Source organism: Kribbella sp. NPDC050470, from assembly GCF_044458365.1.
Lineage (GTDB): Bacteria > Actinomycetota > Actinomycetes > Propionibacteriales > Kribbellaceae > Kribbella.
Genome location: NZ_JBITHV010000005.1, coordinates 398,409 through 411,501, shown reverse-complemented (window position 1 = coordinate 411,501; position 13,093 = coordinate 398,409). Strand labels below are relative to the sequence as shown.

Below are 13,093 nucleotides of genomic sequence, written 5' to 3'. Positions count from 1 at the left end.
GACGCGGCAGCCGGACCAGGTCAACTCTGGCAGGATCGTTCAAGTGAGCTCAACTCTCTCCAGTCTGGCGCTGGTGGAAGAGCTGCAGGCCAGGAGCCGTGAGGTCGACCCGCTGGTCAACTCCATCTGCACCCCTGATCCCGCCGCTCTCACCCACGCCGCCCGCCTCGACACCGAGCGTGACGACGGGCGGGTGCGCGGGCCGCTGCACGGCGTACCGGTCCTGGTCAAGGACAACATCGACACCGCCGACCTGCCGACCACAGCCGGCTCGCTGGCGCTGGCCGACCAGCCGCCACCCCTGCACGACGCCCCGCTGGTGCGACGGCTGCGTGAGGCCGGCTGCGTCGTACTGGGCAAGACCAACCTGAGCGAGTGGGCCAACTTCCGCGGCTCCGCCTCCTCCTCCGGCTGGAGCGCGTACGGCGGCCTGACCCGCAACCCGTACGCGCTGAACCGCTCCGCCGGCGGTTCCTCGAGCGGATCGGGCGCAGCGGTCGCCGCAGGACTGGCCGACTACGCCATCGGCACCGAGACCAACGGCTCGATCGTCTGCCCGGCCGCACTGAACGGCATCGTCGGCCTGAAGCCCACCGTCGGACTCATCCCGCAGCAGGGCATCGTGCCGATCTCGCACTCGCAGGACACCGCCGGGCCGATGACGAAGACGGTCCAACAGGCTGCAGCTCTGCTGACCGTGCTGACCGGCGGCAGCACCGACTACACCGAGCACTGCCGTGGCACGGACCTCAGTGATGTGCGCATCGGCGTACCGCGAGGTCCGCTGTGGGGCTACTCGACCGGGCTCGACGAGGTCACCGAGCACGCGCTCGGGATCCTCAGCCGCTGCGGCGCCACGCTGGTCGACCACCTGTCGCTACCGAGCCCAGGCGGCGACGAGGACCAGTTGCAAGTGCTAGCCCATGAGCTCAAGGTCGACCTGGCCTCGTACCTGGCCACTCGGGCTCCCGGCGGCCCGCGCACGCTCGACGATCTGATCGCTTTCAACAAGGAGCACGCGGACGTCGAGCTGCAGTGGTTCGGCCAGGAGCTGTTCGAGCGGGCGGCGACGACCGACGGCCTGAGCTCCCCGGTCTACGTGGCGGCGCGGCTGACGGCGCTGCGGGCGGGCCGGGACGGCATCGACAACCTGCTCCGCGACAACCAGCTCGACGCCCTCGTCACCCCGTCGTACTCCCCTTCCTGGACCATCGACCTGGTCAACGGCGACCACGTGCTCGGCAGCTCGTCCTCGCATGCCGCACTGGCGGGCTACCCGCTGCTCTCGGTGCCGTCCGGGCTGGTCGCCGGACTGCCGGTCGGGATCACGTTCAGTGGCACCGGCCGGAGTGATGCCACCCTCATTCGCTTGGCTCACGCCTTTGAAACCGCGAGAATCAGTGCAGACGGACCGTTCCCGACCCCGGAGTTCACACAGTGGGTGTAGACCGCGTCAGGTGGGGCATCGTTGCTACCGGCAATATTTCCACGTCGTTCACGAGGGATCTGAAGCTTCTTGCCGACGATGCCGTGGTGACCGCGGTCGCGTCCCGGGCCCAGCACAGCGCGGACCGATTCGCCGCCGAGTTCGGCATCGAGCACGCGTACGACGACTACCGCCGGATGCTCGACTCCGGCACCGTCGACGTGATCTACATCGGGACCCCGCACCCCCAGCACTACGCCGTCGCCCGGGCCGCGCTGCAGGCCGGGATCGCGGTGCTTTGCGAGAAGCCGGTCACGCTGACCGCCAAGCAGGCGCGTGACCTGGTCGCCGTCGCGGCCGAGCACAAGACGCTGTTCGCCGAGGCGATGTGGATGCGGACCAACCCCGTGATCCAGGCCGTCTTCGCGGACCTCGCGAGCGGCGTGATCGGCGAGCCGCAGCAGGTGGTCGCGGACTTCGCCTTCCACAAGCCGTCGCTGCCCGCCCGCCTGCTCGACCCCGCCCTCGGCGGCGGCTCGCTGATGGACGGCGGCATCTACCCGATGACCTTCACCTACCTGGCGCTCGGCCGGCCCGCCGAGATCAAGGCGGTCGGCGCACTCAACGAGAACGGCGTCGACCTCAACGTGGCGATGGCCTGGCGGTACGACTCCGGCGCGGTCGCGGCCCTCACCTGCGGCCTGCGCTCGCAGAACCCGTGGACAGCAGCGATCAGCGGCCAGGACGGCAGCCTGTTGCTCCCGCACCGCTTCCACCACCCCGAGTACTACGTGCGCCGTACGGCGGCCGGCGAGGAGCGGATCGACGTCCCGATGCATGGCCTTGGGTACCACTATGAGGCGGCCGACGTGATGCGCGCGCTGCGTCATGGTCTCGTCGAGGTGCCGTCCCTGCCGCATGCCGCGACGATCGAGATCCTCGAGCTGCTCGACGAGACCCGTAGACAGATCGGGGTCAGGTACCCCGGTGACAACGAAGACCTGGGTGGATAAGAAAATATGCCGAACGGACGCAGTTCCTTCGTAGTGGTGGCCAACCGGCTGCCGGTCGACCGGATCGAGATGCCCGACGGCAGTACGGCGTGGCGCCGCAGCCCAGGCGGTCTGGTGACCGCGCTGGCCCCGGTGATGCAGCGTCACCACGGGGCCTGGATCGGCTGGACCGGCAGCGCCGACGAGAAGCTCGATCCCTTTGACAACGACGGCATGCACCTGGTGCCGGTGCTGCTGTCCGCCGAGGACGTGCGGCTGTACTACGAGGGGTTCTCGAACGCGACGCTGTGGCCGCTGTACCACGACGTGATCGTGGCGCCCGAGTTCCACCGCGAGTGGTGGGAGTCCTACGTCGCGGTGAACCGGCGGTTCGCGGAGGCCGCCGCGGAGGCCGCCGACGACGGCGCCGACGTGTGGGTGCACGACTACCAGTTGCAACTCGTCCCGGCGATGCTGCGCCGGCTGCGTCCCGACGTACGGATCGGCTTCTTCCTGCACATCCCGTTCCCGCCGACCGAGCTGTTCGCGCAGATGCCGTGGCGGCGGCAGATCCTGGACGGGCTGATGGGCGCGGACCTGGTCGGTTTCCAGCGGCCCGGCGCCGCGTCGAACTTCGCCCGGCTGGCCCGCAACCGGATGGGTCTGCGTACCCGCGGCGACCGGATCCACCTGCCCGACGACCGGATCGTCCGGGCCAAGGCGTTCCCGATCTCCATCGACGTCGGCGAGCTCGAGGACCTCGCCCGCAAGCCGGAGACCGAGGCCCGCGCTGCCGAGATCCGCCACGAGGTCGGCGACCCGGCCCACATCCTGCTCGGCGTGGACCGGCTCGACTACACCAAGGGCATCCGGCAGCGGATGCGCGCGTTCGGCGAGCTGCTGGACGAGAAGCGGGTCTCGGTCGACGACGCCGTGTTCGTGCAGGTGGCGACGCCGTCGCGGGAGCGGGTCGAGCAGTACCGGGTGCTGCGGGACGAGATCGAGCTGCTGGTCGGCCGGATCAACGGCGAGCACGGCCGGATCGGCACACCCGCGATCAACTACCTGCACACGTCGTACTCGCGGACCGAGATGGCCGCGCTGTTCCGGGCCGCGGACGTCGCGGTGGTGACGCCGCTGCGCGACGGCATGAACCTGGTCGCCAAGGAGTACGTCGCCTGCCGGTACGACGACACCGGGGCCCTGGTGCTGAGTGAGTTCGCCGGTGCTGCGGACGAGTTCCGGCAGGCGTTCCTGGTGAACCCGCACGACATCAACGGGATGAAGGACACCATCGTCGACGCGATGAACACCGACGACCGCCAGCTCGGCCGCCGGATGAAGGCGATGCGCAAGCACCTGGCCGCACACGACGTGAACGTCTGGGCCGCGAGCTTCCTGAAGGCCTTGCATGACGAAGACTGACGGCCGGGTCCTCGCACTCGATCTCGGTACGTCGTCTGCCCGCGCGCTGGTGCTGTCAGCCGCCGACGCGGCCCCGATCCCGGGTGCGCTGGCGCGCTACAAGATCTCGCCGACGTACGCGACCGGCGGGTCGGCCACGCTGGACCTGCACGAGTACGTCGAGGGCCTGCTCGGCTGCCTGGACGAGCTCCAGCAGAACGGGCACCTCGACGACATCGGCGCGATCGTGCTCTCCTCGCAGTGGCACTCCATCGTTGCCCTCGACAACAAAGGCGCGGCGCTGACGCCGGTGATCACCTGGGCAGACACCCGGTCCGTGCACCTGGATCTCGGCTCGTCCTTCGACGAGCACAGCTTCCACGCGCGCACCGGGTCCTGGCTGCACCGCCTCTACTGGACGCGGCGGATTCCTTGGCTGCTCTCCGAGCTCTCGCCGGCTGGATTCGCCGGTCTGCCTGATCTGGTGCTGGAGCGGCTCACGGGCGAACGGGTGACCTCGGTGTCGATTGCGTCCGGGACGGGGACGCTCGACCTTGCTCGGGGTGTGTACGACGAGGAGGCGCTGGAGATCGCCGGCGCGAAGGCCGACCAGTTGCCGTCGATCGTCGCGTCCGGGTGGACCGGGTCGTTGTCTTCGGAGTTCGGACGCCGGTGGCCGGCGCTGGTCGGCGTACCGGTGCATCCCCCGACGGGTGACGGCGCCGCGTCGAACGTCGGGACCGGTGGGTACGACGAGACGACTGCCGCGGTGACGGTGGGGACGTCGGCCGCCGTACGCGTGGTGCACCCGATCGCGGACGCGCCGGAGTTGCCGTGGGAGCTGTGGCGGTACCGGGTGGACGACGAGCGTGCGGTGACCGGGATGGCGTTCTCGGCTGCGGGCAACCTGCACGCTTGGCTGACCGGCGTACTGCAGTTGGAGGCCGAGGAGCCGCGCGGTGTGGAGATCGGGTCGTCGCGGGTGATCGCGATCCCGTTCCAGGCGGGGACTCGGCCGCCGGCGACGGTGCCGAGCGGGTCTGGGGTGTACTTCGGGCTGTCGTTCGACGACAGCGGTGAGGACTTGCTGGCGGCGTCGTTGCAGGGCGCGTCGCTGGAGATCGACCTCGGGCTGCGGATGCTGGATGCACTCTTCGACCGTGAGCTCTCGGTGGTCCTGGGTGGTGGCGGGATCGACGCGTCGGCCTGGTGGCGGCGCTGCTTGACGGCCACGTTCGCCCGTCCGACCACTGTCTGCGCCGAGGCCGAGGTCGGTGCCCGCGGTGCGGCCGCAGTCGCCCTCGGCCTGTCCCCCTCGCCCGGTGGCGAGCACCTGACACCGGTCGCGGCCGAGGTCTCCCGAGTAGCCGAGCTGCGCCCGCGCTACGCGGCCCTCCGCGAGCTAGCCGTCAAGGCATCTGCTCTCTGAGCTGTACGCCGCCTGCGGTACGGCGCCGTACTACACCTGCGGTACGGCGCGGATACAGCCGCTGGCAGACGTGGTTTCGGTGGGTGACCACGTACTGTGAGGGAATGGGCGCGCTGCTGCGGTTCTGCCGCGACTTCAAGTGGCACCCGTTGGCGTTGGATCACGGCCTCGCACTGACCCTGCTGGCCCTCAACCTGATCGTGCCGGGCAGCCGGCACGTCGGCGAGCGGATCCAGCTGACGCCGACGGTCGTGGTACTGACGGTCGTCGCGGCGATCGCGCTCGCGCTTCGCCGGCTCGCGCCGCTCGTCGTGCTCGGTGTGACCACCATCGTCACGACCACCTACCTCATCGTCGAGCAGGGCAAGAGCCCGATCGTGCTGTTCATGGCCTGCGCGGTCTACACGGTCGTGATGGAGAAGGACCGCCGGACCCGCTCGATCGCCGTCTGCGTGGTCGCGTTGGTGACCCTGGTCGCGGACGCCCCGGTCTCCGACGGCAACGTGCTCGACAACCTGGGCCTGATGTTCCTGGTGCTCTTCGCGGGCGCGGTCGCGGAGGCCGTGCGGTACCGGCGCGCCCTGCAACAGGAGTTGGAGGAGCGGGCGCTGCGCGCGGAGCAGTCACGCGAGGAGGAGGCCCAGCGCCGGGTGATCGAGGAGCGGCTCCGCATCGCCCACGAGCTTCACGACGTCATCGCCCATCACATCGCCCTGATGAACGTCCAGTCCGGCGTCGCCGCCCACGTGCTGAGGACCCAGCCGGAGGAGGCCGAGCGAGCCCTGGCCCTCGTTCGGTCCGGCGGCCGCACGGTGCTGCAGGAGCTCACCGTTCTCCTCGGCATACTCCGCCGCTCCGGCTCGTCCCTGCCGACCACGCCCGCCCCGTCGCTCCACGAGCTGGGCGCCATGATCGCTTCCTTCACCGCCGCCGGCGTCCAGGTCGACTGGCAGGTTCCGGACTCCATCGGCGACCTCCCCGACGTCATCGAGCTCACGGCGTACCGCATCGTCCAGGAGTCCCTGACCAACGTCCTCAAACACGCCCCCGGCGCCACCGCCCACCTCCAGCTGTCCCGCCACCCGGGGGCGCTGGCGATCGACATCACCAACAGCGCTCCGCCCAGCCCCAACGGCACCACCTCACTCGCAGCCCCACCGGCCGGCCTCGGCGCCGGACACGGTCTGGTCGGGATGCGGGAACGGGTGTCGGCTGTGGGCGGGGACCTGCGCACCGGACCGGAGCCCGGGGGCGGGTTCGGCGTCCATGCTGTGCTTCCTCTCGAGACGGGAGATGTGAGTGACGATCCGGGTCTTGCTGGCCGACGACCAGACGCTGATTCGCAGCGGGTTCCGGGTGCTGGTGAACTCAGCACCCGATCTGGAGGTCGTTGCTGAGGCGTCGAACGGCCGGGAGGCGGTCGAGCGGGCCCGGACCGAGCGGGCCGACGTGATCCTGATGGACATCCGGATGCCCGAGGTCGACGGCCTGGCGGCAACCCGGCAGATCACCGCGGACGAGGCGCTGGCCGGGGTGAAGGTGCTGATCCTGACCACGTTCGAGGTGGACGAGTACGTCTTCGAGGCGATCCGGGCGGGCGCCAGCGGGTTCCTCGGCAAGAGCGTCGAACCGGCCGAGCTGATCAATGCGATCCGAGTGGTCGCCCGCGGCGACGCGCTGCTGTCCCCGAAGGCGGTCCGCGGCCTGATGAATCGCTTCCTGGCCGAGCCCCGGATCGGGCAGGACGTCGGCCCGTCCGCGCTCGACGTGCTCACCGACCGGGAGCGCGAGATCGTCAGCCTGGTCGCCCTCGGCCTGACCAACGACGAGATCGCCGAACGGCTGGTGCTGTCCCCCTCGACCGCGAAGACGCACGTCAATCGCGCGATGGTGAAACTCGACTGCCGCGACCGCGCACAACTGGTGGTGGTCGCGTACCAGACCGGCCTGGTCCGTCCCGGGACGACTGCCGCCACCGACGTACCGCAAACGCAGTAGGCCGTACGGCGTCCGCAGTACGTCGAGAAGCCCACGGCTGACCGACGCGGGCTACAACGCTCGGCCGGAACGATCGGCGGCATGGCTACCTTCCTCTACCGGCTCGGCCGGTTCGCTTTCCGCCGGCGCCGGTTGGTGGTGCTGGTGTGGCTCGGTCTGCTGGCCACCGGCGTTGCCGGCGCGGCCACCCTGTCGGGCTCGACCGCCGACGGTTTCTCGATCCCGGGCACCGAGTCGCAACGCGCGGCGGACCTGCTCAACGAGCGCTTCCCGCAGGCCGGCGCCGATGCCGGGACCGCACGCATCGTCTTCCGGGCTCCGGACGGGCAGAAGCTCACTGATCCCGCCGCGACCGCGGAGGTGCAGGAGACCCTCGGCCGGATCGAGGCCGCGCCACAGGTCGCCCGCGTCCTCGACCCGTTCACCGCCAAGGCGATCTCCGCCGACGGCCGCACGGGCTACGCCCAAGTCACGTACGACGTGACCGCGCAAGAGGTCACGCCTGAGGCCCAGGAGGCGGTCGCCGCCGCGGTCGAGCCGGCGCGCGCCGCCGGTCTCACGGTCGAGTACGGCGGTGACGCCATGCAAGTGCAGGACGAGCAGAGCCTGACCGAGGTGATCGGGCTCGGCGTGGCTGCCGTCGTGCTGCTGATCACCTTCGGCTCGCTGATCGCCGCCGGCCTGCCGTTGCTGTCGGCAATCATCGGGATCGGCATCGGGGTCACCGCGATCACGGCCGCGACCGGTTTCATCGACATCGGCTCCGGGACGCCGATTTTGGCGTTGATGATCGGGCTCGCGGTGTCGATCGACTACGCGTTGTTCATCATGTCGCGGTACCGGCACGAGCTGAGCACCGGGCTGGAACCCGAGGAGGCGGTCGGCCGCTCGGTGGGCACGGCCGGGTCCGCGGTGGTGTTCGCCGGGCTGACCGTGGTGATCGCGCTGGCCGGGCTGTTCATCGTCGACATCCCATTCCTCACCCAGATGGGGCTGGCGGCCGCCTTCACCGTCGTGCTGGCCGTTGCGATCGCGCTGACCTTGCTGCCGGCGCTGCTGGGCTTCGCCGGGCGACGGGTGCTCGGCGGGCGGATCCCGGGGCTGCGGGCCGGTGATCCCGAGGCGGCCGGGCGGATGACGGCCGGGCGTCGCTGGGCGCGGTTCGTCACGCGGCGGCCGGTGGCGGTGCTGATGGTGACCGTGATCGGCCTCGGCGCGCTGGCGATCCCGGCGACGGACCTCGAGCTCGGTCTGCCGGACGACAGCACGGCGGCTCCCGATTCCACTCAGCGGAAGGCCTACGACCTGCTCTCCGAGGGCTTCGGGCCTGGTTTCAACGGCCCGCTGATGGTGGTGGTCGACGCCGGCGGGGCCGCCGATCCGCGGACGGCGGCCGACGCCACGGCGACCGCCGTACGTGCACTGCCGGACGTCACGATGGTGACGCCGCCGACGTTCAACCCGGCCGGGGACACGGCGTTGCTGACGGTGATCCCGTCGAGCGGCCCGGGGACGACGCAGACGCGCGACCTGGTGCAGGCGATCAGGAGCCTGCCGGAGAACGACAGCGCCGAGGTCGCAGTGACGGGCGCGACCGGGATCAGCATCGACTTCTCGGACAAGCTCGGCGATGCGTTGGTGCCGTACCTGCTGCTGGTGGTCGGGCTCGCGTTCCTGCTACTGATGCTGGTGTTCCGCTCGCTGCTGGTGCCGCTGAAAGCGACGCTGGGCTTCCTGCTCACGGTCGCGGCGACGTTCGGTGCGGTGGTCGCGGTGTTCCAGTGGGGCTGGCTGGCCGGGCTGTTCGGGATCGAGGGGCAGACCGGACCGGTGATCAGCATGCTGCCGATCTTCCTGATCGGCGTGGTGTTCGGCCTCGCGATGGACTACCAGATCTTCCTGGTCACCCGGATGCGCGAGGAACACGTCCACGGCGCCGAGCCCCGGACCGCGGTCGTCGACGGCTTCGCCCACGGCGCCCGCGTGGTCACCGCGGCCGCGGTCATCATGACGGCCGTCTTCTCCGGCTTCATCCTGTCCAGCCAGACCCTGATCCGCGAGATGGGCTTCGGCCTGGCCCTGGCGGTGGCGATCGACGCCTTCCTCGTCCGGATGACCATCGTCCCCGCCGTCATGGCCCTCCTCGGCCGCTCCGCCTGGTACCTCCCCCGCTGGCTCAACCGCCTCCTCCCCAACGTCGACGTAGAAGGCGACTCCCTCCGCACCACCACCGCCGCGCCTGCCTCCCGACAACCCGAGCTCACCCACCACTAGCGCCCGGTCCGGCCTGGGCGAGCCATCGCCCAGGCCGGCCACGTCTGGCGGGCGGGTTAACCGGTTGGGTGATGGGGGTTACTGACGGGGTGGTGGGCGGGCTGGATCATGGCGGGCATGTGGCGCGAGATGATGAAGTCGAAGGTGCACCGGGCGACGGTGACGCAGGCGGATCTGGACTACGTCGGGTCGTGCACGCTGGACGCCGAACTGATGGACGCGGCGGACCTGCTGCCCGGCGAGAAGGTGGACATCGTCGACATCACCAACGGCAACCGGCTGTCGACGTACCTGATCGAAGGGCCGCGCGGATCCGGGGTGGTCGGGATCAACGGGGCGGCGGCGCACCTGATCCATCCCGGCGACCTGGTGATCCTGATCGCGTACGGGATGTTCGACACCGCGGAGGCGAAGGTGTTCGAGCCGAGCGTAGTCTTCGTGGACGAGCACAATGCGATCACTCGCATCGGCTCCGACCCCGCCGAGGCGCTGCCGGACAGCGGCACGCTCCGCGGCGACCAACTGCACAACCAGCGCTGAACTACAGCCCCGCGCCGAGACGAGGACTGGTCGACGATGACGGACACGACCGAGACCACCGCAGCCGAGACGACCGCAGCCGAGAACACCGCTCCGGAGACCACCACTGCAGCCAACGCCGGCGCTGGTGCCGCCGCGGCTGACGAGTCGGCGCCGAAGACTGCGTCACACGACAACGAGCCGAACCCGAAGCTCCGGGCGTTCATGAACTCGGGGTGGGCCGACTCCGAGCGACAGGACGTGACGCTCAGCGACGTCGGCGTGTGGGCGGCGAAGCGGCGGGATGCGCTGTCGCAGGCGTTCCCGGGCGAGCGGCTGGTGATCCCGGCCGGCACGTACAAGGTCCGGTCGAACGACACCGACTTCGTCTTCCGCCCGCACACCGACTACGTGTGGCTGACCGGCAACCAGACCTCCGACTCGGTGCTCGTGCTCGAGCCGAACGGCACCAGCGGCCACGACGCGATCCTGTACTTCCGCCCGCGCGCCGACCGCGGCCAGGGCGAGGAGTTTTGGCGCGACCGGATGTACGGCGAGCTGTGGGCCGGCCGGCGCCCGTCGCTGACCGAGACCGCCAAGGAGTTCGGCATCGAAACCCGACACGTCGACGGTCTCGCCGACGCGCTCAAGGGCGACTTACCGACCCGGGCACGGCGCGCGGAGCACGAGTCGATCGCCGCGCTGCTGAGCGGCACGAAGACGGAGGCCGCCAAGGACCGGGAGTTGGCCGCGACGCTGTCCGAGCTCCGGCTGGTGAAGGACCCGTTCGAGATCGAGCAGCTGCGCAACGCCGTCGCGATCACGCACCGCGGCTTCTCCGACGTACTCGCCGAGATGGACAAGGTCCGCGAGTACGGAGAGCGCTGGATCGAGGGCACGTTCTGGCGCCGGGCCCGGGCCGAGGGCAACGATGTCGGCTACACCTCGATCGCCGCCGCCGGACCGCACGCGACCACGCTGCACTGGATCGAGAACGACGGCACCGTCGACGACGGCACGCTGATGCTGCTGGACATGGGTGTGGAGAACCGGCAGCTGTACACCGCGGACATCACTCGGACGCTGCCGGTCAGTGGTGAGTTCACGCCGCGGCAGCGCGAGCTGTATCAACTGGTGCTCGACGCGCAGAACGCGGGGATCGCTGCGCTCCGGCCGGGTGCGGCGTTCCGCGCCGGCCACGAGGCCGCGATGGAGGTCATCGTGCACGGCCTCGACGCGATGGAGTTGCTGCCGGTGTCCGCAGAGGAGGCGCTCGACCCGGAGAGCATGCTCTACCAGCGCTACACCCTGCACGGCGTCAGCCACATGCTCGGCCTCGACGTCCACGACTGCGCGTCCGCACGCGAGGAGAAGTACCGCAAGGGCCAGGTCCAGACCGGCTACGTCCTCACCGTCGAGCCAGGCCTCTACTTCCAGTCCGACGACCTCACCGTCCCCGAAGACCTCCGCGGCATCGGCATCCGCATCGAAGACGACATCCTCATCACCGACAACGGCACCGAGAACCTCTCAGACGCCATGCCCCGCGAAGTAGAGGCCCTCCAAAACTGGATGGCTTCCTGACCCGAACCAACCCGGCAGCTCAACGCCAACGGCCGCGAGCTGCCGGGCGCTGGCGGCGGGATGCCAGGTTGTGACGCCAGCGCTGCTCAGGACGTGTCCCGGCGTCAGCTGGTTGTCGGAGGCGGGCGGACCGCCTCTGGAGCCGGTGCGTCCTGCGCCGGGACAGCCGACGTCGGCGGTGTCCGCCGCGCCGCACGGAGCACGCCGATGACGGCTCCGATGAGCCACAGCATGAAGACCGCGGACGCCACACCCCCACTCCAGAAGCCGGACAGGCACAGCACGGCGGCAAAGTACGACAGCCGCACGGCCCACCTCGGCAAGGCGCGTGCCTGCTGGACGATCCGCGTCGTCACGCCGACCAGCGCCGCGCCGCCGACCAACCCGGTGAGCGCGACGGCGAGCCCCGCCGTGCCGAGCACGCGGGCGGTGTCCGGATCGGGAGTGAACTCGTCCGACCATGCCGTGACCGCACTCGACACGTCGAGCGACACCCCGGTGATCAGCAGCCCGCCGAACAGCGCCGCCGCCGGCACGGTCGCGTGCGCAAGTGGGTCACCGCCCGACAGCCGATCCAGAACCCGCCGCAGCCCGACGACGAACCAGAGCAGCAGAGCAACCCCCGCGCCAAGCACCGGCAGCCCAATCCCGGCCGCAGTCTGCCGCGCGCCGTCGTCGATCCTCTCGAGTATGGCGGCGTCCGACATACCTGGCGCGTCAACGCCAACCAATGCCCCCAGCGCCACCCCAACAACAAGCAGCACAACCGAAGCAGCCCCAGCCCACCCCGCACGCCGAAGCGCCTGTGACTCGTCCATCCCGCCTCCCACTGCCGCGGCCCGGCCGGATCGGAGATGCCGGGCACCAGAATCCGCGTCCGCCGCGCAAAACCAGAGCGGCCACTGACAGCGTGCACCCACCCCCGCTCCCCAGCAAGCACACCACGCACCTCACGCAAGGTCGTGGGAGCACCGAGACCGCTGGTCGCCGGACCACCAACTTCAACAGCCAGCCAAACCAGAGCATCTGTCTCAACGGACCACCGCCATACCCGTTCAACCCGCACGGGCAACCGCCGTACTGCCTGCCCGCAGGGGGCCGCCGCCGTACCTCGTGAACCCGCACAGTCCACCGGGGTCGCTGGTCGCAGGACCACCGGCTCCAGCGACCAGCCGAACCGGAGCAACTGTCTCGACGGACCGCCGCCGTACGGCGTGAACCCGCACAGGCCACCGGGGTTGCTGGTCGCAGGATCTCCGGCTTCAGGGGGCTGCCGAAGCGGTGCAGCTGTTTCGACGGGCCGTCGCCGTACTCGGTGAACCCGCGCGGATCGCCGTCGTACTCGGTGAATCCGCGCGGGGCACCGCCGTACCTCGCGGCCTCCGGGTTGCTGGTGGTCAGCCCAACCACCGGGGTGGCTGGTGAGGCGGGCCGGCGCACTACCGAATGCAGGCCGGCGGCTCATCG

11 protein-coding genes are annotated in these 13,093 nt (G+C 70.2%); 10 read left to right on the top strand and 1 reads right to left on the bottom strand.

The features are described from left to right. The first annotated feature begins 43 nt into the window (after nucleotides 1-43). From ACIBGM_RS17170 to ACIBGM_RS17130, 9 genes are all read left to right on the top strand, one after another. Nucleotides 44-1,447 (top strand): amidase, encoded by a 1,404-nt coding sequence (locus ACIBGM_RS17170; protein ID WP_396386129.1) that lies wholly within the window; start codon nucleotides 44-46, stop codon nucleotides 1,445-1,447. Continuing rightward, nucleotides 1,438-2,439 carry a Gfo/Idh/MocA family protein gene (locus tag ACIBGM_RS17165; protein WP_396386128.1) on the top strand — a complete coding sequence of 334 codons (1,002 nt, stop codon included), beginning with the start codon at nucleotides 1,438-1,440 and terminating at the stop codon, nucleotides 2,437-2,439. Before ACIBGM_RS17170 ends, ACIBGM_RS17165 begins: the two co-directional genes overlap by 10 nt. Before the next feature lie 6 nt (nucleotides 2,440-2,445). After that, entirely contained in the window at nucleotides 2,446-3,843 is a 1,398-nt protein-coding gene (locus tag ACIBGM_RS17160; RefSeq protein WP_360533394.1) for a trehalose-6-phosphate synthase, read from the top strand. Next, nucleotides 3,830-5,251: an FGGY family carbohydrate kinase gene (locus ACIBGM_RS17155; RefSeq protein WP_396386127.1), complete on the top strand. Its 1,422-nt coding sequence runs from the start codon at nucleotides 3,830-3,832 to the stop codon at nucleotides 5,249-5,251. The genes ACIBGM_RS17160 and ACIBGM_RS17155 overlap by 14 nt, the downstream gene beginning before the upstream one ends. An 83-nt stretch (nucleotides 5,252-5,334) precedes the next feature. Beyond that, nucleotides 5,335-6,648 carry a sensor histidine kinase gene (locus ACIBGM_RS17150; protein ID WP_396386126.1) on the top strand — a complete coding sequence of 438 codons (1,314 nt, stop codon included), beginning with the start codon at nucleotides 5,335-5,337 and terminating at the stop codon, nucleotides 6,646-6,648. Next, on the top strand, nucleotides 6,551-7,249 hold the full coding sequence (locus ACIBGM_RS17145) for a response regulator (RefSeq protein ID WP_396386125.1): 699 nt from the start codon (nucleotides 6,551-6,553) through the stop codon (nucleotides 7,247-7,249). The genes ACIBGM_RS17150 and ACIBGM_RS17145 overlap by 98 nt, the downstream gene beginning before the upstream one ends. An 81-nt stretch (nucleotides 7,250-7,330) precedes the next feature. Beyond that, nucleotides 7,331-9,523 (top strand): MMPL family transporter, encoded by a 2,193-nt coding sequence (locus ACIBGM_RS17140; RefSeq protein ID WP_360533406.1) that lies wholly within the window; start codon nucleotides 7,331-7,333, stop codon nucleotides 9,521-9,523. A 117-nt stretch (nucleotides 9,524-9,640) separates the two neighbouring features. Next, nucleotides 9,641-10,063, top strand: coding sequence for an aspartate 1-decarboxylase (gene panD, locus ACIBGM_RS17135; protein ID WP_360533409.1), 423 nt, complete (start codon nucleotides 9,641-9,643; stop codon nucleotides 10,061-10,063). A gap of 36 nt (nucleotides 10,064-10,099) precedes the next feature. After that, nucleotides 10,100-11,626: an aminopeptidase P family protein gene (locus ACIBGM_RS17130; protein ID WP_396386124.1), complete on the top strand. Its 1,527-nt coding sequence runs from the start codon at nucleotides 10,100-10,102 to the stop codon at nucleotides 11,624-11,626. 104 nt (nucleotides 11,627-11,730) lie between these two features. On the opposite strand, the gene ACIBGM_RS17125 is transcribed toward ACIBGM_RS17130, so the two are convergent. Beyond that, nucleotides 11,731-12,333, bottom strand: coding sequence for a hypothetical protein (locus tag ACIBGM_RS17125; RefSeq protein ID WP_360533415.1), 603 nt, complete (start codon nucleotides 12,331-12,333; stop codon nucleotides 11,731-11,733). Nucleotides 12,334-12,907: 574 nt separating this feature from the next. On the opposite strand from ACIBGM_RS17125, the gene ACIBGM_RS17120 reads away from it, so the two are divergent. Next, complete coding sequence (locus tag ACIBGM_RS17120; protein WP_360533418.1) at nucleotides 12,908-13,051, top strand: hypothetical protein; 144 nt, start codon at nucleotides 12,908-12,910, stop codon at nucleotides 13,049-13,051. Nucleotides 13,052-13,093 lie beyond the last annotated feature (42 nt).